Below are 25,705 nucleotides of genomic sequence, written 5' to 3'. Positions count from 1 at the left end.
AATTAGAAATAATTTTTAGAAGAGGGGCTATTATTCAGATACGTATTTCATTGCGTCCTCCAAGGAAATGCGCTTTCCATCCTTATATGCCACAACGTAGGAAGTTGTATATCCTTTGGCATCTGCATTGGACTTCAACAGTTTGGCATCAAAATAGTTCTCGGCATTACCGTACATATATCGGAAAAGATTGCCCACCGGCTCCTTGGAAAGTTTGTTGAGGCCCTTAAAGTTTTCCGATTCCAAGGGAACAACCTTGGAACTGGCAAAAAGTTGCACTTTAAACACCAAATTGCTTTTCTTCTTGAATTCTATGGGATCAACACCTTCCTCTTTCGACTCTGGTTTGGATTCCTTGGTTTTTACCACGGTCTCCTTGGGAGTTTCCTTTTCCTTTGCAGTTGGTGTCACCACCTGTTTTACCCGTACCATTTCCTCCTTGGGCGACTCTTTTTTAACTGCCTCCTTGGCTACTGAGGCCGCACTTGGCGATTCCTTTTTAACATAATCCAACGTCATATTGCCGTTCCTGGAGTTCTTATAATCCAAGATGGCCGAAGCAATGGCAGTTCCCATTTCGGTTTGACCCCTGCTGGAATTTAAATAAGCCCCTTCCGACTTATTGGTCAGAAATCCGGTCTCTACCAAAACACTGGGCATAAAGGTCTGGTGAAGCACAATAAAACCCGCTTGTTTCACTTTTCTGTCCACCCGCTTTAATTTGCCCGTAAAGTTGTCCTGAATCAATTTTGCCAGGGCAATGCTTTGATCGAGGAATTCTTCTTGCATAATGGTCATTCCGATGATGGATTCCGGTGAATTGATATCGTAACCCGCATACCTCGTCTCATAATCATCCTCCAAATAAATTGCCGAGTTCTCCTTTTTGGCTATTTCGAAGTTCTGTTTGTTGGCATGGAGTCCCAGCACAAAAGTTCCTGCCCCATGGGCATCAGAATTATGTGAATCGCAATGAACAGATACAAAGAGATCGGCATCAGCCTTATTGGCTATTTGTCCCCTTACGTATAAATCCACAAAAGTGTCGTCCTTTCTGGTATAAACAACTTTGACATTTGGGTTCTTCTCCAACATCTTGCCCACATTCAGCACGATATTTAAAGCTATATTCTTTTCGAGGTATCCGTTCCCCAAATTGCCCGGGTCATGGCCTCCATGACCTGCATCCAAAACAACCACAAACGTTTTTTCCTTGGGCTTTTTGTCTCCAGGAACACTGAAGGAAGACAATAAAAAAGCCAAGACTATAAAAGCTACTGCACAAAAACGCTTACCCACAATATATTTAACCATAATGCTATTATACAAATTTTGAATTTTTATACATTATTTTTCTCTTTCCTCCAGAATTAGGTGGTATTTTTGGCCACTCCTGATGCAAATAACCCATTGTGCAAATACGCTATTCATATGGTTAAATTTTTGCTATCAGGTACAGGCGGAACAAAAAATATATGTAAGTTTGGTTTCCAAAAATTAAGCCAAACTGTTACAAAAATAGGATTTAAAGTCTTGCAATCAAACAAACATCATTTACTTTTATATTTCCTGTTATTGCTGACGGCATCCTCTTTGTTTGCACAGGATATTCCTGTTTCCCCAGTTCCCATAAAAGCCGAGCAGGATACTGTCACCATCTCTCCCATACCCAAATTCATCGTACAGGACACCATTAAACAAGACACCCTTATAAAGGATACCGTGCCCAAAAAAGCACCTCTTTTATTGGACAAAATAAAATACAAGGCCAAGGACTACGCAAAACTCAGTCAGAAAGACCATAAGATCTATCTGTACAATGAGGCTGAAATCTACTACCAGGATACCGAACTAAAGGCCGGTGTCATTATCATGGATTACGAGAAAAATGAGGTCTATGCCGGAAGAATCAAAGACTCTACGGGTACCTATTCCCAAATCCCCTATTTTAAACAAGGGACCAATGAGGTGAGGCCCGACTCCATCCGCTTTAATTTTGACACCCAAAAAGCACTGATCTACAATTCCCGATCCGAGCAACAGGCAGATGTAGGGGCACTGGGAAGCGATGCCATGAAAGTATATGCACAGATCACCAAAAAAGAGAACGATTCTGTTTATTTCCTATACGAAGGTAAACTTACCACCTCCAAGGATACGGTAGATCCGGATTATTACATTAGGGTGAGAAAGGCCAAGTTTGTACCGAAGAAGAAAATTATTGCCGGCTATAGCAATATGTATATTGCCGATGTCCCTACTCCCATTGCATTGCCCTTTGCTTATTTTCCATTGACAACCGGTCGAGTTGCAGGATTGTTGTTTCCAACCATAGGAAACGATCCTACGAGGGGATATTTTTTACAGAATGGTGGGTATTACCTTCCCATCAATGACTATGTGGATCTGAGTGTAACCGGAGATGTTTATACCAATGGCAGTTATGGTTTTAGAGGGGAGTCGCAATACATACAGCGTTATAAATTCAGAGGCAATGTGAATGTCAGGTATGAAAACATCATCAACAGCCAAAAAGGCTTCGATGATTATTCCAGATCTTCCAATTACAACATTCAATGGTCCCATACACAAGACACCAAAGCAAGTCCCAATTCCAGGTTTTCGGCCTCGGTAAACTTTGGTAGTAGCCAATACTATAGAAACTCTTTAAATCAGTTTAACGTTCCCAACACACAGAACAACAACCTGTCGTCGTCTATCTCCTATTCCAAGACGTTTCCCGAATATCCTTCGGTAAACATGAGTATAACGGCCACGCACAATCAGAACACCAATACCGAAGCGGTAAATCTGACCTTGCCCACGCTGACTACCAGTATGGAGCGAATTTTTCCTTTTGCCAAACGTGATGGGATCAAGAAAGGGCTTATCCAAAATATCAACTTACAGTATAACCTAAGGGCAGAAAATAGAATTGCCACCACAGATTCCCTGTTCTTCACTTCCAAAATGTTCGAAGGCGCCAAGGTGGGAGCAATACATACCATCCCCATCAGTACCAACTTTAAGGTAGCCAAGCATTTTAGCGTCACCGTGGGAGCGAACTACAATGACGTATGGACCCTGCAAACCTATGATAGGGAATATGATGAAGATGCTAGACGTGGCGTGGTCACTGATACAGTCTCCGAGTTTGCGAGATATGGTGAATACAACTTGACCGCCAGCCTTGGAACCACCCTCTACGGGACCTTTAACTTTGGGGAGGACAAAAAGATTCAAGCCCTTAGACACACCATGAGACCCTCCATGAGCTATGGCTACACCCCAGCCTTTGATCAATATTACCAAGACTATTTGGATGAAAATGGGGATCAGATTCTCAATGCCAATGGAGACATCCAACGGTATAGTAAATTTGAAAACACCTTGAACGGAGCTCCCGGACTGAACAAAACGAGCGCCATGAGCTTCAATTTGGCCAACACCTTGGAGGCCAAAGTGAGGGACAGGGATTCCACGGCCACAGAACCCAAAAAAGTTTCACTGCTCAACAGCTTTAACTTATCAACGGCCTATAATTTTGAAGCGGATTCCTTAAAACTGAGCCCCCTGAGTATAACCGGAGGAACCACCCTTCTAAACAATAAGATGTCCATCAACTTTTCATCCAGCTTGGACCCATACGCCATTGACAATAACGGAACCCGAATAGATACCTGGAACAAGGATAATGGAGGTAGCCTTTTTAGATTGACCAGAGCCAATGCCAATGTAAGCTATAGAATCAGCAGCACTAGTTTTGGGAAGAACAAAAAGGACGATGAAGAGGAGCCTACGGACGACTATGTTGCTGCCAGTGGTGGACGGACAGATGATCTTTTTGGAAGGGCAGATGACTTTGGCAATCAACGAAGTTTTAGAGAAGATGACAATAAAGAGCCTGAGGAAACGACGAGCTATGGCAACAAACTTCCATGGAGCCTGAATCTCGCCTATGCCGTAACATACAACAATAACAACAGGCAGAGTGAAATTACCAACAACTCCCTAATGTTTTCGGGGGACATCTCCCTAACCCCTATGTGGAACGTTGGGGTATCCTCGGGATACGACTTTGCAAACAAGGGCTTCACCTTAACCTCTTTTAGATTTGAAAGGGATTTAGAGAGTTTTAGATTGAATTTCAACTGGACGCCATTTGGAACCTATGAGCGTTGGTACTTCTTTATTGGGATAAAGAGCTCCCTACTCAAGGATATCAAATGGGAAAATAGAAGTCAGAGAAGATAAAAAAGAAAACTAACAAAAAATACAACCCGAGATGAAAAAAGTAATCACAACCGCTAATGCACCAGCTCCCATAGGTCCCTACAACCAAGCTATTTTAACTGGGAATACACTTTATATCTCTGGACAAATCCCAATGGATCCAGCTACGGGAGAACTGATAGAAGGGGACATTAAAGCAGAGACCAAGCAATCCATGGAAAATTTAAAGGCCATTCTTACCGAAGCAGGAATGACCTTTGAAAACGTAGTTAAATCTTCCATTTTCGTGAAAGACATGCATCAATTTGCTGCCATCAACGAGGTTTATGGCGCTTACTTCAATGCAGATACAGCACCTGCAAGAGAAACCGTGGAAGTTGCCAATTTACCGAAATTCGTAAATGTGGAAATTTCCATGATCGCCATTAAATAGTATCCCTATGGAACTCCATGAGGCCTTCAATGGGCCTTTGCCGTATGACCCCGAGAATCAAATCGTTGCGATCCAAAATGGTTGCCAGTTCATCCCTTAGGTAATAAGCTATACTGCCCACAAAATTTACCGGGACCTTGGTAGCCAATTCGAACTGCATGATGTAGTTGTTCACAAACTGCTGCAATCCTTTGTCTATCACCCCACGACAATAAGGATGATCCTTATTCTCTATGATAAACCTGGCAAATTTTGCCAAATAGGTGTTTGGGTTGGGCTGCTTATACAAGTTCTCCTTGATCACATCCGCATCCAAATCATATTCCTTGGCAAACTTAATGCCCAATGCCTGCGGCATTTTATGAAAATAATAATCCCTGAGCAGCTTTCTTCCGAAGAAGTTGCCACTACCATCATCCATTAGGATATACCCCAATGATGTTACTTTTTGTATGAGCTGGTGACCGTCGTAATAACTACAGTTGGAACCTGTTCCCAAAATACACACGATACCTTGGTGTCCTATTTTAGTAGTTGCATAAATTGCCGCATAGGTATCTTCCTTCACTTCAATTTTTGCATTGGGAAAGAAATCCTTGAATATACCCCTCAAAAACAATTTCATACGGTCTGTACCACAACCTGCCCCATAAAAATAAAGCGCACTTACGTTGTCCTTATTTTTGGAGATCTCAAAGTTGTTGGCCAAACGATCCTCAATGACCTGCCTGGTCAATACTTCTGGGCTCAAACCCAAGGTTTGGGTCAAAAACAGTTGCTCTCCCTTTTCATCAAGGGCTATCCAATCCGATTTTGTGGCGCCACTATCAACAATTAATATCATAGACCTATATTTAAAAAGAAACCTGAAAACGGACTAAAAGTCCACCTTCAGGAATTCTTTGTATAATAAATTATTCTTAAAGGCTAGAAACGTACTCTGCCAAGTCTACCAATTTGTTGGAATATCCTGTTTCGTTGTCATACCAAGAAACTACCTTCACAAATTTGGAGCTCAAAGCGATTCCTGCATCAGCATCAAAGATACTGGTTCGTGTATCACCAATAAAATCTTGGGAAACCACTGCTTCTTCCGTATAGCCCAATATACCTTTCAATGGTCCTTCTGAAGCGGCCTTCATTACCTTTTTGATCTCCTCGTAAGAAGTTTCTTTTTGCAATCTAACCGTCAAATCAACTACGGAAACATCTGCTGTTGGAACTCTGAATGCCATACCGGTCAATTTACCGTTCAATTCAGGAATAACCTTCCCTACTGCTTTGGCAGCACCTGTAGAAGATGGAATAATGTTCAACAAGGCACTTCTACCACCTCTCCAGTCTTTTTTGGAAGGACCGTCAACTGTCATTTGTGTTGCTGTTGTAGCATGAACAGTAGTCATCAATCCTTCTTCGATACCAAAGTTATCGTTCAATACCTTGGCCAATGGAGCCAAACAGTTGGTCGTACAAGATGCGTTGGATACAATTTTATCAGAAGCTTTTGCCTCCTTATGGTTAACACCCATTACAAACATAGGAGCATCTGCGGATGGAGCGGAAATTACTACTTTCTTGGCACCTCCGTCAATGTGGTATTGTGCTGTTTCCAAGGTAGTAAAGATACCTGTACATTCTGCAACAACATCAGCACCTACTTCATCCCACTTCAGGTTTTTTGGATCTCTCTCTGCAGTGATGCGTATCGTTTTACCGTTTACGACAAGATTACCATCCTTTACTTCGATAGTTCCATCGAATCTTCCGTGAACAGAATCGTACTCCAACAAATATGCAAGATGTTCCACATCCAACAAATCGTTGATGGCAACTATATCCACATTATCCCTTTTCACAGTGGCCCTGAAGACCAATCTTCCTATTCTTCCGAATCCGTTAATTCCTATTCTTAAATTTGACATTTCTCTAATTTTAAATTTTTATGTAGTCATTATTTCGGATACTCTCATGAGCTCCAAATCTATTTTCGTATGCCCTTTAATAGCCTTGCTAATCGGGGTCATTGTGATCTTATTGTCCTGGATTCCTACCATTAAATTGGTTTTTCCAGCCAATAGCGCCTCCACAGCCGCTACACCCATTCTACTGGCCAAAACCCTATCAAAACAGGAAGGGGAACCCCCTCTCTGCATGTGTCCCAAGACAGAAACCCGTACATCGTAAATAGGAAGATGGGTTTCTACGTATTCTTTGAGTTCGAAGACATTCTTACCGGTCTTGTCACCTTCGGCAACCACCACTATACTGGACGATTTACCTGATGCCTTACTTCTCTTTAGGGATTCCAATAACCTTTCCAATCCCAAATTTTCCTCTGGGATCAATATTTCCTCTGCACCTGCTCCAACACCTGCGTTCAAGGCAATGTGACCTACGTCCCTACCCATTACCTCAACAAAGAACAAACGGTTATGGGAACTGGCCGTATCCCTGATCTTATCTATTACCTCTACCACTGTATTCAGTGCAGTATCATAGCCCAAAGTGTAGGTAGTTCCAAAAATATCGTTGTCTATAGTGCCTGGAATTCCAATGATGGGAAAGTCAAATTCTTGGTTAAAGATCATGGCTCCCGTAAAACTTCCGTCCCCACCTATAACAACCAAAGCATCAATTCCGGCCTCTGTTAACTTATTGTATGCCTGCTGGCGTCCTTCCTTGGTCCTGAATGCCAAGGAACGTGCCGATTTGAGAATGGTTCCTCCTTTATTGATGATGTTGTTCACACTACGTGCATCCATGGCTTTGAAATCGCCCTCAATCATTCCTTCATAGCCTCTGTAAATACCCATGCATTCTATATTCATATAGGCACAGGTACGCACTACCGATCTAATGGCGGCGTTCATTCCCGGAGAGTCTCCACCAGAGGTAAAAACCCCAATTTTCTTAATTTTTGAACTCATTAAAATCTTTAAAAAAGTAAAACTAGGAAACTTATTCCAATAAACTAAAGTTAGGGCGTCTTAATTTACGAACTGACTAAACATCAAACGTTTTCGTTAACAAATTTTAATATTTTGGTTTGATCGGCAACGGGAAAAATAGAATTTTAAGGAATTAATTATCCCCGTTTTTTTCGGAAAATCGGACTAAAGTATCCTTTTCCATAATGGCGGCAGAATTTGGCGAAAGTGCCTTTTTTCGGTTCTTTTTCTTGTCCTTACCAAACAAGCGGCCCAGTAATTGTTCAAAGGTATCAAAATCGACCTCATAAGACAAGCCCACACCTTGTGTATATCCCTGATTGTTAGTCAAAAACTGTTGAATTTCATTCTGCCTATTGAATATTTTTAGACTTAAGGTCCCTTCCTCGTTCAACAATACTTGTACTTCAACATCGCCGGCGACTACCGTCTCGCTGACACCTCCCACAGGCACTCCAAGCCTTCCATTGATCAGAACTTTATCACTTATCTGAGTTGAAACGGTGACCCCAATCCTGTTCTCGGTCTGAATATCCGCGCTTTTGGCCAATTGCCCCTGTTCATAGGAAAGTCCAAAATCAAACTTATCACTATTGCCATCAAAAACCTGGTTCAACAATCCGGACGCTGTCTGGATCAAGTTTCCTGTCACAGCTTGCTGATTGATACCGGATACGTCATTTACGAAAGTTCCCTGCGCAAGTAGGAAAAAGGCATTGCGCTCCATTACCGTTGGGTCCTGAAGACGATATTGCAATTCTGATTTTACCACAGAATTGGTTCCTGGAAATTCAATATTAAAATTGATTTCCGGACTTTGCAATTCCCCATCCAACCTTACCACAACCTCTGTGGGTATCCTCCTGGCGTATCCAGGATCATCCAAAAGGGGAGCTGGATTGGCATTTAATTTATATACGGCCTCCATGTTCAAGGTGGCCGCCAAAGGCTCTCCATCCCAAACAACACTGCCCCCAGGCCTTACCGTAAATCGTTTATCGATAACCCCACCAAACTTATGGTGATATTCCCCTGTAACCACCACAAAATCGCCATACATATTAAATTTCCCCAACGTATTGATCTCAATAAACAAGATCCCTTCTCCCGTACCTTTTAAAGAGCTTCCTGTTTTTTGGTCCGTCACGATTTCTACTTCCGCCTCGGGGGTAACCAACAGGTCGAACTCCAACTCCAGGCCTTCCGTTGTTTTAAGGGTACGTTGCGCCTCAATGGTTTTTTTACTGTTCTTTTCTATAAATGTAATGAACGAAAAATCCCCTACACTGGCCACATCGCTCAATGGTATTTTTAGAGACGTACCCCTAGCCGTAGATCCATCTACCTTAATGGTCAAGGCTTTTGTGGACCCGAAAATCTCTCCAGTTCCGTTTAAGAATCCCGTTCCGTAATACAACTCATCCTCATTGTAAGGCTTGTCCATGATCATAAAACGATCTTGGTTGGTATTCACTTTAAGGTCCAGGTTCCATTCCTTAAAAAATTGATGGGTAATCTTGCCATCGATGGTCGCCTGGGTATTTTGGGACACATCGGTCAATCCTATATTATCGAAGTAAAAGGTTTGGTCATAAAGTCGGACTTGGGAATTGGGCGCAAAAGCATAATCCACGTTCAAATAAGGTATGGCCATCCCAGCATTGTTCAGCAATAACTGCCCGTTGATATTTAAATTGTCCAGATCTCCTGTTATTCTTGCATTCCCCGATATGTCTCCCCGAATGCGATCTATGACTCCTTCCCCCAAGGGACTGAAGGGTTCCAAACTGAAATTATTGAAATTGGCCATGAGATCTGCCTGTGGAATTTCCATTCTATTGGATATCTTCCCAAACACACTCATTTTATCCACACCATTGTCCGACAATTGTGCATTCACCACAAAATCGGTCAAATCTTGATTTCCTACGATTCCTATGGAAAGATCTCCTTGTCGGATATCATTTACCGCAAAATCTGTGATATCCAAATTGGAAGAAGGCAAATAAATACCGTCTTTTTGACGTACATTCAAAACACCATTCACCACTCCTTTCAAATTTAAACTGTCTATGTTCGGTGTGATTTTATCCAAGGATACTATCTTAAACTGAAGTTCCAGATCTTTATAGGTAGAGTCGGCCAATTGCCCCCTTAGTTTGATTTGCTCGTTCTCTTCATTATTCATCACGATTTCTTCTATCGTGATGCTGTCCAGGGTTCTATTTAGGATGACCTTGTTCTGGTTGTTGCCCTCATTGTTAAGAACCCAGGTATTGCCCTTAAAACTAAGGTCTGACCGCTTCAGCCCAATAACGGATTTCTTTTGGTTGTTGAAGGTGTGGTAAAAATTTAGGTTATAGCTGTCGTTGTATTCACTACCGCCCTTAAACTCCGTTCTAAAAAACAAGGTATCATTGATGGTGGTATTGATCAGGTTGAAATCTTTTACATCATAATACTTGGTGGAAACATCGGCAACGGATACGAAGGTGTTAAAGAGGGGATTTTTATTATCCACCTTTACATCTATATTATCAAATACATTTCCAAAAGCGGTAATGTTTGGTGATTTAAAAGTAAGCTTAAAGTCGCCCTCATCGGCCACCACACTACCCTTGATAAAGGTATTGGGGCCAAACTCCACCTCAGGAAAAAAGACCTCCACGATCTTATTGTAGATTTTAAAATTAAAGGCCAGGCGCTGTCCATCCGAAATCTTAAATGGCTTATAGTTGGTGTAGATACTACCAATGGCATTTTGCACCAGTTTGCCCAATTCGTTCACTCTGAAATTCCCTCGGAGATGACCCGTAATAATATCTGGAGAATTTATATCAATTACTCTAACCGTATCCTGCTCAAACGTAGAGGACACCTTAAAATCATCAAAATAATAAATCTCATTCTTGTTCTCATAGCTCGTCTTGGAGAAATTGATATCCCCTATGAAATTGTCCAGATTGTTCCCTGAGACATCCATGGTAATATCGCCTTTGAATATGGAGACACTATCCTTTATGATATTCAATTTCTTAAAGTCTGCATAGGCCACGGAAGCCACAAAATTGAAATTGTTACGCTCCTCTTTTAGATCGGCCAATCCTTTGAACTCGAACTTAAAATTTTCATCGGCGGATACCAACAAACCGTCGAACAATTGATCTTTAAGTACCCCGGAAACATTGATGTTCTGGTAATTATAATTATTGAACTCCAAGGCATACACTTCTCCGGTGACCTTGGTGTCCAAAGTTTCCTGCACAAAGCCTTTGCCCTCCACATTGACATCCAAATTGGTCAGTCCCAATTTTTCGTCGTTCACTATTTCCCCGAGATCAAAATCAATCAAGGAAATAAACCCCTTATAAGAAGCATTGTCTATATCATCTATATCCGTCAGGGTAAGATCGGCATAACTGCTTCCAATTAGGGTATTGATGTTCACCTTGGCCTCAATTACCTTTTGAGTAATTCCCGTGGTCCCCCTAATGGTAAACTGCCCCAGTTTTTCAAATACAGAAGGGATGTTTTCCCCTAGGATGTTGGGCATCAAGGACCTGAGCTCATAATAGCTGGTGGTAAGGTTCCTCATTTGCGCATTGATCACAAAAGGCTCTGATTTGGTAAATAGATTTTTAAAATTAAAATCGCCACGAACGCCGGTATTGTCCGATTGCAAAAAAAGGTCGGTTGTATTTAAATCGTTCAGAACCCCATTTACCGAAGCCGAAAAATAGGCTTCCTTGCCCCTACCGAACTCACTGTACAATAAGTTCACCTCATCAAAGGATACCGTAGATTCCTGAAAGACCGCAGCTATATTTACCTTGTTCAAAAAGTCTGCAAAATCTTCCCTGTTATAATTAAAAACCAAATTGCCCTTGATATCTGATTTTTGTGTTTTAATACGAAGGGCATCAAAACGCATCTGCTGCTTAGAGTACTTGAAAGAGGTCTGCATATTCTCCACTTTTAGTCCCCTCTGGCTGGAAAACGACAAGTTGTTTATTTCTGCGGTTACTTCCGGCCCCAAAATCAAAAAATCATTTGCATTGATATTCAGATTTTTAAAATCGAGGACATCGGCAGTTTCCCTATTCTCATCAATAAGCTTGAACTTACCGTTGGATATGCTTATATCATTGGAAGAAAAATAAAAGGGGGGAGTTCCGGGATCCCTTGGTTTCTTGTCATCCAATTTATCAATAAAAACCTCCAGATTGCTAGCACTCTCACCTTTGTACGTCCGCAGTTTAAAATTGAGTTGTTCTACCTCGATGTCCCCAAATTCCAGCTTGCCATTAACCAGGTTCCTAACGTTCAGAATTGAGGTTGAAAGCCTATCAATATAAAACAAGGTATCCTTTTGATAATCCTGGACAAAGACCCCCCTCATGGAGGTATCCCAAGAGATCAGGGAAAGCTTAAGACGGTCTATATGGATATTGGTGCCAAATTCGGAGTTAATGGTATCGGTGGCAAATTTGGCAAAACGAGTCTGGACAATGGGCAATGATAATATAGCCGTACCCAGAACAGATATGAGCAAGATCACCAAAAGGATCCTAAGAAGTATTTTTCTTAATTTTTTGATAGGGCTATATTGTTTTACCTTTGTTGCTTTCAAATTTTATTCCAAACCAAGTGGAACATAAAAATATATATATTCTTGCCATAGAGTCTTCGTGCGATGACACGTCCGCTGCTGTTTTACAGAACAATAAGAAACTGAGCAATATTGTGGCAACACAGAAAATTCACGAGGAGTACGGGGGTGTCGTCCCTGAACTTGCCTCCAGGGCACACCAACAAAATATTGTTCCGGTGGTCCATCAAGCATTGGCCAAAGCAAATATCGATAAAAAACAGTTATCCGCCATAGCTTTTACAAGAGGTCCTGGACTTATGGGATCTTTATTGGTAGGCACCTCTTTTGCGAAGTCCCTTGCCTTAGGTCTGGACATCCCATTAATAGAGGTAAATCACATGCAAGCGCATATTTTGGCACATTTCATTGATGAGGAAAATAATCAAAAACCAGAGTTCCCTTTCTTGGCATTGACCATTAGTGGCGGGCATACCCAGATTGTTTTGGTCAAAGATTATTTTGACCTGGAAATTTTGGGAGAAACGCTAGACGATGCTGTGGGCGAAGCTTTTGACAAAAGTGCAAAAATTTTAGGTTTACCTTACCCCGGCGGACCCTTGGTAGACAAATACGCACAATTGGGCAACCCAAAGGCCTTTCCTTTTCCCAAACCTAAGGTGAAAGATCTCAATTTTAGCTTTAGTGGCCTAAAAACCAGTATCCTATACTTTATTCAGAACCAAGTAAAGGAAAATCCCAATTTTATTGAAGAGAACCTCAACGATATCTGCGCCTCCATCCAATATACCATCATAGATATACTCATGAGCAAACTTAAGAAGGCGGCCAAGCAAACAGGCATAAAACAAATTGCCATTGGCGGGGGTGTATCGGCAAATTCTGGGATCAGGAAGGCATTAAAAGATGCGGAAACCAAGTATGGCTGGAACACCTATGTTCCCAAATTTGAATATTGTACGGACAATGCCGCGATGATAGGCATAGTGGGATACTTAAAATATCTGGAAGGCAACTTTAGTGACCAAAGTATTACCGCCAAGGCACGGTATGTAATATAAAAACCTCGGCATGGCCTTTAATGATGACTTGGCAAATAGAATAAGGGAAACTTTAAAATTGTTTCCGGAAGAGTTTACCGAAAAGAAAATGTTCGGGGGACTTTCCTTTCTCTACCAGGGAAAAATGACGATTGGTGTTGTAAAGGACGAGCTAGCTGTAAGGGTCATGGATGATAAAATGAAAATGATTTTAGAAAATCGACATGCCCGACCCATGGATTTCACAAACCGGCCCATGAAAGAATTTGTATTCGTCAAAAAGGAGGCTGTTCAGACTGAAGAAGAGCTTTTTAGCTGGATAGAATTGGGGTTGGAGCATGCAAAGCACAGAATTCAGAGAGGGTAAAACTAATTCCGTGGTAAGTTATATTACCAAAAGGCGCAACTACCTATTATCCAGATTTGCCAAAAAAAATAAGCCGTTAGATTCTAAAATCCAACGGCCTATCTAAATAAATCATTACTTAACCAATCTGATCGTTTTAATCGTATTGGAACTATCTATAATTTTAACAATGTATAATCCTTTTGGCAATGAGGATATATCCATTTCACCTTCAACTCCATCCATTTTCTTGGTCATCAACACTTTACCACTTAAATTATAGATTTGCGCTATTTTTGCATTTTTTAAATCTCCAAAAGTAACCTTAACAACATCTTTGGCCGGATTGGGATAGATCATGAAATTGATATTCGTGTCCTGCACAATACTAATATCACCTTCACCAGGAAGGGTGGAAGCAGTCACTGACTTGGCAGAAGCACCTGAACAGGTAACAACATTTTTGGCAGCATCATAGGGTAAAGGTGCATAAACCACATTATCTACACAAAGGTTGACCACAACACCCCCTTTAGAACTGGCTTCAGTCTTTAGTACAGCTATACCTTCATTATTGGTTACCGCACTTACCTGTTCATTGAACGTACCGGAAAAAGTTCCTGTTACGTTGGCATTTAAAATAGCACCTCCTTGATCGTCCAAAATAGTGATCGTAGCTGATCCGGACTTACTGCCTTTTCCCATATCCACGGTTCCCGTTGTAATCGAGGCAACATGAACGCTAACAGGATCACCCGTACTTTGCCCGGTTACACCAACACTCAAAGAGGTAGTGGTGGCCTGCTCGTTATCTGTAGCTACTGCAGTAATTGTTGAATTACCCGCAACTACCTGCCAGTTGATACTATAAGGTTGTGTTGCATCGACTCCAATGGAATTTCCATTTATATAAAATTCAACCTGAGCAATGGAACCATCTGCATCTGAAGCATCGGCAGTTATGGAAATAGTCTCACCCTGTGATAACATTGCTCCATCAGTTGGGTTAGTAACGCTTATTACTGGAGCTAGATTGCCACCTCCACCGTTATCCACATTATAACTATCCAAATTATCAAAATAATAGGTGTCGGAGGTAAAGCTATTTGAAGCGAACAACACGATCATCTTACCTACATCTGTTGATGAGGCAGTGCCGTCTGGTTTGTCCAACAATGTAAAAACCAAACGTTGCCAGGTATTGGTCTCTTCAATGGTGGCTATATAGCGACTATGACGTCCACTGGGGTAATTGGAAGGTGTTGCTGCTGAAGTTTCCAATTGTAAGATAATATCCGTTCCTATGGGAGCAGATGTATATACATCCATATAAAATTTCTTTTCCTTGGATACATACTGGGACGCATCTGTAATGTTGTTCACATCATATACCAAAATATCATATTGCTCTTGGGCATTACGATCATATTTTCCGCTAAGAGCACTTCCATTAAGGGCATTGGGCGCAGGATTGGCAACCTCTGACAATATTCCTGTAGCTGAAGAATAGCTCGCAGAAGAGGGTTCATCAAAATTTTCAAAAGAAAAAGCTTTCATATAGGGTTGCTCCACTTCTACATAAAGGTTCAAAAGTTGGGCTCCACATCCATCGTTGAACGATGCTGATACCGCCCCACTTTCAGCTCCGAAATCCACGATAACAGAACTTGTGCCTTGGCCCGAAACGATGGTAGCCCCTTGAGGCACTGACCATGACACATTTGTGTTAGCCGGAACATTGGCCAAACTGTAGGCAACCCCTTGAGCCTGATTCACAACAACCCTTTCTCCATTCACAAAGGGTTTGAAACCATCATAAACCCGAACATAGTCCACCTCCATGGTGGCCGGCAGCATATTTTCATTCACAGCTCCCCCAAGATTACCTCCAACAGCCACATTCAGCAGAAAATGAAAATCCTGGTCAAAAGGCCAAAAAAATGGATCAACATCTGAGGTCTTTTTTACCGAATACAACGTTCCGTCCATAAACCATCTTATTTCACCTGGTTCCCATTCAATTGCAAATTCGTGAAATGCATCTGGAAAAACTCCATTTTGAAGGGTATACGTATTGCCCTGGGATTGATTGTTGGGATATAGATCGCCATAATGTATATACCCCAATATTCTGGAGGGATCTGAGGCCACAAACTCCATGATATCTATTTCCCCACTCTGAGGCCATCCTCCATATACCTCATTGGTTGACAACATCCAAAAGGCCGGCCAAAGTCCATCTCCCAACGGCAACTTAATTGACGCCTCGAATCTCCCATAGGTAAAATCTCCCTTTGCTTTGGAATTGATCCTTCCGGAGGTATACTTGGATCCACGGGTCCTTTCCTTTTTGGCAGTGATCTTTAAAGTACCGTTGCTCACGGCAACATTACCTTCTTGGTAGGATTGGAGTTCAGAATTTCCCCATCCACATATACCTTCTGCGCACCCATCCCCGGTCTGATAATTCCATTTGGTAACATCCAAGGTAGTTCCAGAAAACTCATCGGCCCAGACTACTGTTGGACATTGTGAAAAAACCAACGGTAGATTCGAAAGAAGACCTATGAGAAATAGATAATTCCTAAGCCTTTTAATTGTAAAATTCATCATAATTTGGTGGTTAAATTGTTAATCTCTTACAAAATAGCCCTACAATTTATTTCTCACAATTATTTCACCTATACATGACCACAACATGCGACTTAAAATTAGAAAACATGACTATTTTAGGACTTCATATGCTGAAGTTTGACTTTGTTAGTCAAAAAAAAATTATATTTAGCTCTTTTTGAGGGTACTTCTGATATCACAATTAATTGGCCCGCTTTATAATATTTAAGATAATTCATGCAACTCTTTTACAATCCTGAGATCAATTTAGAAACCCAACAGTTTACCTTTCCAACAGATGAAAGCAAGCATATTGTTAAAGTATTGCGTAAAAAAACGGGCGACACCCTTCAGATATCCAACGGTCAAGGAGATATGTTCGTAGCGGAAATACTATTCCCAGATCATAAGAAATGTACCGCTAAGGTCATCGAAAAGACCCATTACGATCCAAAACCATATACATTGCATATGGCGGTTGCGCCCACTAAGCTCAACGACCGTTTTGAATGGTTCTTGGAAAAGGCTACAGAAATTGGGATCACAGAAATCACCCCGATAATTTGCGACCATTCGGAAAGAAAAGTCATCAAAAAGGATCGGATGGATAAGGTGATACAGTCCGCAATGAAACAATCCCTACAAGCCTATTTGCCCCTATTGAATGAGGCTATTACCCTTAAAGAATTCCTGAGCAATTCCATGGAAGGCGATCTTTTTATAGCACATTGTGAGGAAAAGGAGAAGACAGAACTCAATATGAGGGCAAGACCAAAGTCGAACACCACTATACTGATAGGCCCTGAGGGCGACTTTTCTACCAATGAAATTGCAATGGCCCTAGAAAAAGGGTTTTTACCGGTTGCCCTGGGTCAAACCAGATTACGAACAGAAACCGCGGCCATCGTGGCCTGCACCACCCTGGCTTTAAAAAATCAATAAAAAAATTCCGCACTTCCAATTATAAATAATTAGAAATGCGGAATCACAATAAACACTTACTAAATTATCCGGTGCGATAAACACTGAATAATACTTTCAAACAAAAGCCATAATTGGCATTTCACTTATACTATGTGGATTGAAGTACATTATCCTTATCAATAATGGCCATCAACTACTTTTTACCTTGTCAACTTTATGAATCACCCCCTACTTTAAAAGTATTGGGAAATAATGATTTATTAGACACTCTTTATTAGTAAATTTGAAGTAGACAAAGGTACATAACTTGATGAAAGAACTTGGTTTTTTGACCGTTATTTTAACTTTTTTTGTGAGTTTTAACGTTGAGGCTCAGGAAATTGCAGTTTTAAAATACAATGGTGGGGGAGATTGGTACGCAAACCCTACGGCCTTACCCAATCTGATAAATTTTTGTAACGCAAACATAGGAACGCAGATCAATTCCAAAGCGCAAACCGTGGAAGTGGGAGATGTCAATATTTTTCAATACCCTTTTTTGCACATGACCGGACATGGGAATGTGTTTTTCTCACCGGAAGAGGCAGACAACTTGAGAACCTATTTACTTTCTGGTGGGTTTTTGCACATTGATGATAATTTTGGAATGGAGCCCTATTTACGAAAAGAGCTGATCAAAGTATTTCCAGATAAGGAATTGGAAGAACTGGGAAAAGATCATCCCATTTTTCAAAATCAGTTCAAGTTTCAGGAAGGATTGCCCAAGATCCATGAACACAATGGTAAACGCCCGCAAGCCTTAGGAATATTCCATGAAGGCCGCTTGGTGCTCTTGTTCACTTTTGAAAGCGACCTTAGTGATGGCTGGGAGGATGAGGCGGTCCATAATGACCCAAAAGAAGTTAGGCTAAAAGCACTGCAAATGGGAGCTAACATAATAACATACGTCTTTAAAAGTTAAAAGCATGACTTCAAAAACAATCGCCTTTGGTATCCTAAGGGCTGTAGGAATCATAGTGGGCATACTACTGCTACTCTACTTTCTGTACACCATTCAATCTGTCATCGCCTATCTAGCCATTGCAGCGGTGGTGGCCCTTATTGGCCGGCCCATTGTCATTTTTCTAAGAAGGAGATTGAAACTGCCCAATACCATTGCGGTCATCGTGACCATGGTGTTCATGGTTTCCATGTTTGCGGGGGTGGTAGCACTTTTTGTACCATTGATCACCGAGCAGAGCAAAAACCTTTCGCTATTGGATATTGACAACCTACAGAAAACCCTTGATTCCCTTTATTTGGAGGCCGTGGACTATTTTGGTGCCTCGCCATCAGTGGTCAATGAAATGATCCAGGAAGCAGATCTCGAAAAAAATATTCTGAAAGATTTGAACATGGGATTCATTCCCAACTTCTTAAACTCATTTGTTGATGTATTGAGTACAGTGAGCATAGGCCTATTTTCCGTACTGTTCATTTCGTTCTTCTTTTTAAAAGACAGCAAATTATTCCAAAAAGGATTATTGGTCTTTGTTCCGAACAACAAAGAAGCGGGCATGATCAATTCCATAGAAAAAATAAAGGGACTTCTGTCCAGATACTTTGTTGGACTACTGCTTCAAATCTTCATTCTCTTTGTCATTTACACCACCGTATTACTTCTAGTCGGAATTGAAAACGCAGTGGTAATCGCCTTCCTTTGCGCCCTGTTCAACATCATCCCATATTTAGGTCCGATCATAGGAGGAACCATTATGGTCCTATTGACCATGACGAGCAATTTGGGAGCCGATTTTAGCGATGTTATTTTACCCAAAACAGGATGGGTCTTACTAGGTCTTGCCATAGGTCAGCTGGTAGATAATTTCTTTTCCCAGCCCTTTATTTTTTCCAATAGTGTGAAGTCGCACCCCCTAGAAATTTTCTTGGTCATCATCATAGCCGGACTACTGTTTGGGGTAGTTGGAATGATCATTGCCGTTCCCGGATATACCGCCCTAAAGGTCATATTAAAGGAATTTTTAGCCGACAATAAGATTGTAAAATCATTGACAAAAAATTTATAGTATCACTTTGAATAAAAACATATTAAATACTGGTGTACAGCATTTTATAAATAATAATCTGAATACTGACATCGTGTCAGTATTGCTCAAAAAGATCACTTTTGAGGGGGTGGGCACCAAAGAACTGGTGCAACAGATGGAAGCTAAAAAAAAATGCAGTTCAAAGTTGCCTACATGGTTCGAAACCGAAGGTATTTTTTATCCGGACAAGCTGAATATAGAACAGACCTCCTCTGAAACCACGGCTCAATATAAGGCTAATTTAGTAAATGGTAAATCACTGGTAGACCTGACCGGAGGGTATGGAGTGGACAGCTACTTTTTCAGCATGAAAGTCGGTCAGGTTTACCACTGCGAAATCAATAATGATCTCTCTGAAATTGCCGCTTACAATTATGAGGTTTTAGGGGTAACAAATATTGAATGCTTACCCTACGATGGACTAGAATTTTTAGCTGGTACAGACCAGTTGTTTGATTGGATCTACATAGACCCATCCAGAAGAAATGATGCCAAGGGAAAAGTTTTTATGCTTTCGGATTGCCTACCCGATGTTCCAAATAATTTATCCCTTCTTTTCGAAAAAGCACCACAGATCTTAATCAAGACCTCTCCCCTTTTAGATTTCACCATAGGAATAAACGAGCTACAATTTGTAAAAGAAATCCATGTGGTTGCCGTTAAAAACGAAGTCAAGGAATTGCTTTGGGTTTTAAAAAAGGACCATCAAGGGGATATCGATATAAAAACCATCAATTTTAATACGGAAATTGAGGAGACCTTTGAATTTGCATGGGCAGATGAAAAAAGAAATATCTCACAATTCGGGATGCCCCAATCCTATCTTTATGAGCCGAATGCCGCGATATTGAAATCGGGCGCATTCCGATCTATCGGAAACACTTTCGGACTAAAGAAACTCCACGAACACTCCCACTTGTACACCTCCGAAACCCTGGTGGATTTCCCAGGGAGGTTATTTCAAATCATCAATGCAGTGCCCTACAACAAAAAAGCCCTTCAACAGCTTGGCATTCGGAAGGCCAATGTTACCACAAGGAACTTTCCAGAAAGTGTGGAACGTATTCGCAAGAAGCATAAGCTTCAGGACGGCGGGGATATTTACCTATTCTTCACAACCATCCATGACGGAAATTATATGGTACTCCAATGTTCAAAAACCACTTGAACTATTCTGTGCAATCCCATTCAAAATTGGCTACTTTATCATTGGATGCGGCTGTAAGATTATAATGCCACCATTCTGTTCTTATGGACCAAAACCCATGGGCCTCCATTGTTTCTTTCAGTAATTTTCTATTTTCCAATACCTCCTTTGGAAGATCAAAATTATCGTGATAGGCCCTTTTACCAAAGAAGTCAAAATCTGTGCCCATATCCAGTTCTTCACCAGCCAACGTAGCTAGTGTAATATCCACGGCACCTCCTTTATTGTGGATAGACCCTTTGACGGGATTGGCCACGTATTGGGGATTGGGAACAATCTCCCACATCTTGTACTGAACAGAATTTGGCCGGTAGCAATCAAAAAATTTAATTTTATAGCCTTTTTCCATGAGTTCTGCATTGGCCTTAAGTAACGCCTTCGCAGTCTTGACCCTGGTATAACATTCCGGACAATCATAGACCTTGGACTTCAAAAAATTGTTTGTAGTGGCATACCGCAGATCATATATGAAATTTTCACTATAGTCGGCCAAACGCACAAAAGAGGTATCTGCCAAGTGTTCTAAGGGAGTTACCTTCTCAATGAATTTTGACACCTCTACGGTGTCTACCACTTCAATTTCCTGCTTTGGCTCTACAACTTCATCTTTTTTGGGATTTTCACCCTTACATCCTATTAAAAATAGCACTCCCAACACCCAGATTATTCTGAAATAACTTAACTTGTCCATAGCATTCTTAGTAAAACAATCAGTAGACAAAATACGCAATCATTTGTTTACCTAACATATTTAACCATACTATAATTATGAAACACCTAAAAAGAACTTCCTTTATCCTGCTGATCTGTACAACACTTTTTCTCACATCGGCAAATGCCCAAGATAAGTGGATGTTGGGATTTGAGAAACCAGCACAAAATCCGATCATGAAGGCCGATTCCAGTTTTGTATTCGATTGCCCCATGGAAAAGAAAATGGTGCTGTGGCAAAAGGCGGACGTATTCAATCCCGCAGCGATAGTGAGAAACGACACTGTTTTTGTCCTATTTAGGGCGGAGGACAATCCTGCTGCAGCTTTGGGAGGTAGAACCTCCAGAGTTGGTTTGGCCTACAGCACTGACGGGATTGAATTCACCAAATACCCCGAGCCTGTGCTGTATCCCTCCAATGACGATAATTTAAAATATGAATTTCCCGGAGGTTGCGAAGATCCTAGAATAGTTGAAAAGGAAGACGGAACCTACGTAATTCTTTACACCAGCTGGAACAAGGATGTTGCGAGGCTCTCCAGTGCTTCCTCAAAAGATCTAAAAACATGGACCAAACATGGGCCGGCCTTTGAAGATGCCCATGAGGGTAAATTTCTCAATGTATGGAGCAAATCCGGATCTATAGTCACTGAATTAAAGGATGGAAGGATCATTGCCAAAAAAGTAAACGGAAAATATTTGATGTACTGGGGTGAGCTTTTTGTAAACCTGGCCCAATCTGACAATCTAGTAGATTGGGAACCGATGGTGGATGACCAAGGAGAACTTATCAAGGTTTTTGAACCCACCCTTGGCGAATTTGACAGTCACCTTACCGAACCAGGACCTCCAGCCCTATATACCGAGAATGGCATCCTATTGTTGTACAATGGCAAAAACCTACAGGGAGAAGGAGCTAGCACCAAGGTGGCACCAAGCACGTACTGTGGCGGACAGGTCTTATTTGACAAGAATGACCCGCGTAAAATGATCGATCGTTTGGAAACGCCTTTTATCTGTCCAGACCTTCCTCATGAAGTTTCAGGTCAATATGCGGCTGGAACCACCTTTATTGAAGGGTTGGTCTATTATAAAGGGAAATGGTTCCTTTATTATGGAACTGCTGATTCTATGGTTGGTCTGGCCATCAAAGAGGAATAACCTAAATAAGATTAAGTTATATCAGTAAAAAAGGGCTTCCGTGGAAGCCCTTTTTTTATACCGTGCTGTGTTAAAGCGATTTAAGATATGTCAAACTTTGGGGTACTTGATCCGTAACCCGCGAAGATTCGTCCTCAATAAACAAATACTTTATGCCTATTTTTTTGGCTTCGGCAACCAGGGCCCCAATATTTACTTCCCCTGTGCCCAAAACAACATTCGCCTCTACATCGGCATGGCCTGTATTATCCTTGGGTGTGCCTTTTGCCATATCCTTTAAATGCATCAACACAAATTTCTCAGGATACTTCTTTAGTAATTGCAGAGGGTCTTCTCCTGCATGTTGTACCCAGAATACATCCATCTCAAAACTAAAATATTGGGCTTTATCGGCCAAATGATCAAAAAGGATTCCATTTCTATAGGGGCGAAATTCATAACCATGGGCATGATAGGCCAATTCCAATCCATACTCCCTAAATATTTTCCCAGCACGGTTAAAAACGGACAGGGCCATTTGGGTTTCCTTTATCCCAAAAGTATTGCCGGTATGGGGAATCCAGGCGCACATGACATAGGAAGCCCCATAGGTTTTGGCACGCTCTACGACTTTTCGAGGATTATCCTTCAATTCTTCAAAGGTAGCCCCAACACTCACCACCTGAATCTTATGTTTGTTCAACAATTCTTTAAATTCTTCAACTGGCAAACCGTAGGAATCACCTCCCTCAACAAATGTAATCCCCCAGTCGCTGATTAACTTTAGGGTTCCGGGAACATCTGTCTTGAATTGCTCCCTAAGACTATATAACTGCAATCCTATCTCTTGTGCCTCCAATAGTGAGGTATGTAGAAATATAATTGCAGCATAAAGAAATGTGGAAAGGAAAGTCACTGCCTTCTTCATAATTTGATGATGTAAATTTGGTCAGGTCAATAAATTACCATTTTCATCCCATTCGGCAATTTCCCCCCTTTTGCTCTGATCCACACACTTTGCCAACCAGGCTTCATCATAGGCAACCCCATGTTGTTCCAGCACATGGGCGGGTACCCCATCCCAAACATTGGGCATGTTACCTTGATATCCCAAATCTTCGATACCCATTTTTGAGGTGTAATAGGCTGTAAGGCTTAAATTGCGCATCAGTATAAAGAACTGTATTTCCAATGGCTGCTGAATGTCGGGAATAGTAATGTCCGGATAGGCTATGGTATCCAATATTTGGTTTTGTTGGGCAGGTGCGCAGGCGACGAATTCTTTGTTGAATTCCGTATTGCACTTATGATCGAGCCACATGAGCCCACCCCTTATTGGCAATTGGAATGGGGGATAATCTTTGCACATGAACTCGATAAATTCCGGTGCACCGGCATCTGTGGCACTTCCAAACTTGTCATTGGCCGGCAAAATCACTGCACAGAGCACTTTAATGGTTGCCATTTCATGCTCATTTAAAAATTGCTCGGCATTCAATTCGTCAATTAGCTCCTTCTCTTCCGGCGTACGTCCAAAATATTTTTCTGCAGATTGTGCAATAGCCTCTTCCGCTTCCCCTTCGCTGCCTGGCTGGCATCCTGTGAGCGCCAAACCTCCAGCGACCGAACCAAGAATGATTGATTTTATGCTTTTTCTCCTATCCATAATCTTAGATATTTTGCTTTTTCAATTGTTCTACAATAAAATCCGACGTTCGCCATGATAACGCCAAAATGGTCCAAGTAGGATTTTTATCGGCCTGGGAAACAAAAGGTCCGCCATCCACAATAAATACATTGTCCGTATCATGCAATTGTTGGAAACTATTCACTACTGATGTTTTTGGATCATTCCCCATACGGGTGGTACCCACTTCATGGATAATCCTCCCTGGTGTCAACAATCCATAATCTTGTTCTTTTGAAGGTCTGGGCTGTAAAGGCTCAGCTCCCATGTTATGAAACAACTCTTCAAAAGTTTCGTTCATATGTTTCGTCTGTTTGCGCTCAAAATCGGACCATTTATAATGGAATCTTAGAACGGGAATCCCAAATTCATCAACTGTGGTAGGGTCAATTTCGCAGTAATTGTCCTTCATTGGTATCGATTCACCTCGGCCTCCGAAACCTACTACAGACCCGTAATATTTTTGAACATCTGCACGAAGGCTATTTCCATATCCCCCTACACTTTGATTAAAGAACCTGTTAAAATCATTCGGATTAAACCCAAATCCATAGCTTGGCATTCCCATTCCACCCCATACTTCTATGTGGTACCCTCGAGGGAAATCGAGCTTCTTATTATCGAGCCACCAAGGAGTATACACATGCATCCCACCTACGCCGTCTTCGTTGTATTGTTTTCGGTTCATAAGGCCGGGAACAAATGCCGACCTACTGGCGCCAGTAGAATCGTGGAGGTATTTGCCGACGATATCCCCGCTATTCCCCAAACCATTGGGATGTTGGCTGCTTTTGGAGTTTAATAGAATCCTGGCACTGCTGCATGCAGAAGCGGCAAGTACTACGATTTTACCTTTTAACTTATATTCTTTTCGGTCTTCCTTATTGATATAGGAAACTCCCGTTGCCTTTCCTTCTTCATTGGTGGTCACTTCCCGGACCATACTATTTACAAACAGATCAATTTGCCCTCCATTTTTTTGGGCCGGAAAAATCAAACAGGTACCCGCAGAAAAATCGGCATACACGGAGCATCCTCTTGAACATTGTCCGCAATAAAAGCAGACCCCTCTTTCTTTATTGATTTTTTTTGTGAGCATGGACATCCTAGATGGAATTACAGGAATGTTCGATTTTTTCGCACCATTGATATAAAACAGCTCGTGCAATCTGGGCTTCGGTGGAGGCAGAAAAAATCCGTCCGGTTCATTGGGGATATTTTCTTTGGTGCCAAAAACACCTATCAACTTGTCTACTCTATCGTAATAGGGCTTTACATCCTCATAGCCAATAGGCCAATCATCCCCTAGGCCATCATAACTTTTATGTTTAAAATCCCGTTCTCCAAAACGTAAGGAAATCCTTCCCCAGTGGTTGGTACGCCCTCCCAGCATATGTGACCGGAACCAATCGAATTTAGTTCCATCTTTACGGGTATAGGGCTCCCCCTCTATCTCCCATCCCCCATAGGCGGAATCAAAATCTCCGAATGGTCTTACGGTATTCGCACCCCTTCGAGGAGATTCATAGGGCCATTTCAATTGGGTCTGTTGCTCTGGTGCTGCCGGGTCAAAATATGGTCCGGCTTCCACCACGGCAACTTTTAGTCCGGCTTCAGATAATACTTTGGTAGCCATGCCCCCTCCGGCGCCGGAGCCTACAATGATCACATCGTATACGGTTGTAGATTCTTTAATTTGCATTAGAAAAGTTTAGTTGGTTGATTAC

The 25,705-nt window shown here is 41.6% G+C and carries 19 protein-coding genes; 9 read left to right on the top strand and 10 right to left on the bottom strand.

Annotated elements, in window-relative coordinates:
* Nucleotides 1-30: 30 nt before the first annotated feature.
* Nucleotides 31-1,314 carry an N-acetylmuramoyl-L-alanine amidase family protein gene (locus tag WAA86_RS06140; protein ID WP_337300110.1) on the bottom strand — a complete coding sequence of 428 codons (1,284 nt, stop codon included), beginning with the start codon at nucleotides 1,312-1,314 and terminating at the stop codon, nucleotides 31-33.
* 117 nt (nucleotides 1,315-1,431) lie between these two features.
* Here WAA86_RS06140 and WAA86_RS06135 point away from each other — a divergent pair, with 117 nt between their 5' ends.
* Both WAA86_RS06135 and WAA86_RS06130 read left to right on the top strand, forming a co-directional pair.
* Nucleotides 1,432-4,254: a putative LPS assembly protein LptD gene (locus tag WAA86_RS06135; RefSeq protein WP_443217569.1), complete on the top strand. Its 2,823-nt coding sequence runs from the start codon at nucleotides 1,432-1,434 to the stop codon at nucleotides 4,252-4,254.
* A 31-nt stretch (nucleotides 4,255-4,285) separates the two neighbouring features.
* Nucleotides 4,286-4,666 (top strand): RidA family protein, encoded by a 381-nt coding sequence (locus WAA86_RS06130; RefSeq protein WP_337300108.1) that lies wholly within the window; start codon nucleotides 4,286-4,288, stop codon nucleotides 4,664-4,666.
* On the opposite strand, the gene WAA86_RS06125 is transcribed toward WAA86_RS06130, so the two are convergent.
* The 4 genes from WAA86_RS06125 to WAA86_RS06110 all read right to left on the bottom strand — a co-directional run bounded on the left by WAA86_RS06125 (nucleotide 4,659) and on the right by WAA86_RS06110 (nucleotide 12,244).
* A complete protein-coding gene (locus tag WAA86_RS06125; protein WP_337300107.1) occupies nucleotides 4,659-5,510 on the bottom strand; it encodes an N-acetylglucosamine kinase in 852 nt (283 codons plus the stop codon). The genes WAA86_RS06130 and WAA86_RS06125 overlap by 8 nt on opposite strands.
* 76 nt (nucleotides 5,511-5,586) lie before the next feature.
* A complete protein-coding gene (gene gap / locus WAA86_RS06120; protein WP_337300106.1) occupies nucleotides 5,587-6,588 on the bottom strand; it encodes a type I glyceraldehyde-3-phosphate dehydrogenase in 1,002 nt (333 codons plus the stop codon).
* Nucleotides 6,589-6,606: 18 nt separating this feature from the next.
* Entirely contained in the window at nucleotides 6,607-7,593 is a 987-nt protein-coding gene (gene pfkA, locus WAA86_RS06115; RefSeq protein ID WP_337300105.1) for a 6-phosphofructokinase, read from the bottom strand.
* Nucleotides 7,594-7,747: 154 nt separating this feature from the next.
* A complete protein-coding gene (locus WAA86_RS06110) occupies nucleotides 7,748-12,244 on the bottom strand; it encodes a translocation/assembly module TamB domain-containing protein (RefSeq protein WP_337300104.1) in 4,497 nt (1,498 codons plus the stop codon).
* A 17-nt stretch (nucleotides 12,245-12,261) separates the two neighbouring features.
* Between WAA86_RS06110 and tsaD the strand changes: the two genes are divergently transcribed.
* Complete coding sequence (gene tsaD, locus WAA86_RS06105) at nucleotides 12,262-13,284, top strand: tRNA (adenosine(37)-N6)-threonylcarbamoyltransferase complex transferase subunit TsaD (protein ID WP_337300103.1); 1,023 nt, start codon at nucleotides 12,262-12,264, stop codon at nucleotides 13,282-13,284.
* A gap of 10 nt (nucleotides 13,285-13,294) precedes the next feature.
* Entirely contained in the window at nucleotides 13,295-13,630 is a 336-nt protein-coding gene (locus WAA86_RS06100; RefSeq protein WP_337300102.1) for a TfoX/Sxy family protein, read from the top strand.
* A gap of 114 nt (nucleotides 13,631-13,744) precedes the next feature.
* Here the strand turns inward: WAA86_RS06100 and WAA86_RS06095 are convergent, their stop codons facing one another.
* Nucleotides 13,745-16,222: a family 16 glycosylhydrolase gene (locus WAA86_RS06095; protein ID WP_337300101.1), complete on the bottom strand. Its 2,478-nt coding sequence runs from the start codon at nucleotides 16,220-16,222 to the stop codon at nucleotides 13,745-13,747.
* Between the two features lie 237 nt (nucleotides 16,223-16,459).
* Between WAA86_RS06095 and WAA86_RS06090 the strand changes: the two genes are divergently transcribed.
* From WAA86_RS06090 to WAA86_RS06075, 4 genes are all read left to right on the top strand, one after another.
* Nucleotides 16,460-17,164, top strand: coding sequence for a 16S rRNA (uracil(1498)-N(3))-methyltransferase (locus tag WAA86_RS06090; protein WP_337300100.1), 705 nt, complete (start codon nucleotides 16,460-16,462; stop codon nucleotides 17,162-17,164).
* Between the two features lie 292 nt (nucleotides 17,165-17,456).
* Nucleotides 17,457-18,107 (top strand): DUF4159 domain-containing protein, encoded by a 651-nt coding sequence (locus WAA86_RS06085; RefSeq protein WP_337300317.1) that lies wholly within the window; start codon nucleotides 17,457-17,459, stop codon nucleotides 18,105-18,107.
* Nucleotides 18,108-18,111: 4 nt separating this feature from the next.
* A complete protein-coding gene (locus WAA86_RS06080; protein ID WP_337300099.1) occupies nucleotides 18,112-19,212 on the top strand; it encodes an AI-2E family transporter in 1,101 nt (366 codons plus the stop codon).
* Between the two features lie 73 nt (nucleotides 19,213-19,285).
* Nucleotides 19,286-20,401, top strand: a complete 1,116-nt coding sequence (locus tag WAA86_RS06075; RefSeq protein WP_337300098.1) for a THUMP-like domain-containing protein — start codon at nucleotides 19,286-19,288, stop codon at nucleotides 20,399-20,401.
* Between the two features lies 1 nt (nucleotide 20,402).
* Here the strand turns inward: WAA86_RS06075 and WAA86_RS06070 are convergent, their stop codons facing one another.
* Nucleotides 20,403-21,131 carry a M15 family metallopeptidase gene (locus WAA86_RS06070; protein WP_337300097.1) on the bottom strand — a complete coding sequence of 243 codons (729 nt, stop codon included), beginning with the start codon at nucleotides 21,129-21,131 and terminating at the stop codon, nucleotides 20,403-20,405.
* Nucleotides 21,132-21,208: 77 nt separating this feature from the next.
* On the opposite strand from WAA86_RS06070, the gene WAA86_RS06065 reads away from it, so the two are divergent.
* A complete protein-coding gene (locus WAA86_RS06065) occupies nucleotides 21,209-22,312 on the top strand; it encodes a glycoside hydrolase family 130 protein (protein WP_337300096.1) in 1,104 nt (367 codons plus the stop codon).
* Nucleotides 22,313-22,382: 70 nt separating this feature from the next.
* Here WAA86_RS06065 and WAA86_RS06060 read toward each other — a convergent pair whose 3' ends face one another.
* From WAA86_RS06060 to WAA86_RS06050, 3 genes are read right to left on the bottom strand one after another with little or no spacing between them, the layout of a single operon-like run.
* Nucleotides 22,383-23,219, bottom strand: coding sequence for a sugar phosphate isomerase/epimerase family protein (locus WAA86_RS06060; RefSeq protein ID WP_337300095.1), 837 nt, complete (start codon nucleotides 23,217-23,219; stop codon nucleotides 22,383-22,385).
* 21 nt (nucleotides 23,220-23,240) lie between these two features.
* Nucleotides 23,241-23,957: a gluconate 2-dehydrogenase subunit 3 family protein gene (locus tag WAA86_RS06055; RefSeq protein ID WP_337300094.1), complete on the bottom strand. Its 717-nt coding sequence runs from the start codon at nucleotides 23,955-23,957 to the stop codon at nucleotides 23,241-23,243.
* Between the two features lie 4 nt (nucleotides 23,958-23,961).
* Nucleotides 23,962-25,680, bottom strand: coding sequence for a GMC family oxidoreductase (locus WAA86_RS06050; RefSeq protein ID WP_337300093.1), 1,719 nt, complete (start codon nucleotides 25,678-25,680; stop codon nucleotides 23,962-23,964).
* Nucleotides 25,681-25,705: the final 25 nt, after the last annotated feature.

The organism is Sediminicola sp. 1XM1-17 (assembly GCF_037203765.1).
Classification (GTDB): domain Bacteria; phylum Bacteroidota; class Bacteroidia; order Flavobacteriales; family Flavobacteriaceae; genus Sediminicola.
Note: the sequence above shows the minus strand (reverse complement) of the source record. Positions and strands in the feature narration are given on the sequence as shown.

Coding starts and splice junctions, on each gene's coding strand:
- WAA86_RS06070 (WP_337300097.1), bottom strand. CDS start 21,131: ATGGACAAGTTAAGTTATTTCAGAATAATCTGGGTGTTGGGAGTGCTA.
- pfkA (WP_337300105.1), bottom strand. CDS start 7,593: ATGAGTTCAAAAATTAAGAAAATTGGGGTTTTTACCTCTGGTGGAGAC.
- WAA86_RS06080 (WP_337300099.1), top strand. CDS start 18,112: ATGACTTCAAAAACAATCGCCTTTGGTATCCTAAGGGCTGTAGGAATC.
- WAA86_RS06135 (WP_443217569.1), top strand. CDS start 1,432: ATGGTTAAATTTTTGCTATCAGGTACAGGCGGAACAAAAAATATATGT.
- WAA86_RS06085 (WP_337300317.1), top strand. CDS start 17,457: ATGAAAGAACTTGGTTTTTTGACCGTTATTTTAACTTTTTTTGTGAGT.
- WAA86_RS06090 (WP_337300100.1), top strand. CDS start 16,460: ATGCAACTCTTTTACAATCCTGAGATCAATTTAGAAACCCAACAGTTT.
- WAA86_RS06125 (WP_337300107.1), bottom strand. CDS start 5,510: ATGATATTAATTGTTGATAGTGGCGCCACAAAATCGGATTGGATAGCC.
- WAA86_RS06050 (WP_337300093.1), bottom strand. CDS start 25,680: ATGCAAATTAAAGAATCTACAACCGTATACGATGTGATCATTGTAGGC.
- WAA86_RS06055 (WP_337300094.1), bottom strand. CDS start 23,957: ATGGATAGGAGAAAAAGCATAAAATCAATCATTCTTGGTTCGGTCGCT.
- WAA86_RS06130 (WP_337300108.1), top strand. CDS start 4,286: ATGAAAAAAGTAATCACAACCGCTAATGCACCAGCTCCCATAGGTCCC.
- WAA86_RS06095 (WP_337300101.1), bottom strand. CDS start 16,222: ATGATGAATTTTACAATTAAAAGGCTTAGGAATTATCTATTTCTCATA.
- WAA86_RS06140 (WP_337300110.1), bottom strand. CDS start 1,314: ATGGTTAAATATATTGTGGGTAAGCGTTTTTGTGCAGTAGCTTTTATA.
- WAA86_RS06060 (WP_337300095.1), bottom strand. CDS start 23,219: ATGAAGAAGGCAGTGACTTTCCTTTCCACATTTCTTTATGCTGCAATT.
- WAA86_RS06100 (WP_337300102.1), top strand. CDS start 13,295: ATGGCCTTTAATGATGACTTGGCAAATAGAATAAGGGAAACTTTAAAA.
- gap (WP_337300106.1), bottom strand. CDS start 6,588: ATGTCAAATTTAAGAATAGGAATTAACGGATTCGGAAGAATAGGAAGA.
- WAA86_RS06065 (WP_337300096.1), top strand. CDS start 21,209: ATGAAACACCTAAAAAGAACTTCCTTTATCCTGCTGATCTGTACAACA.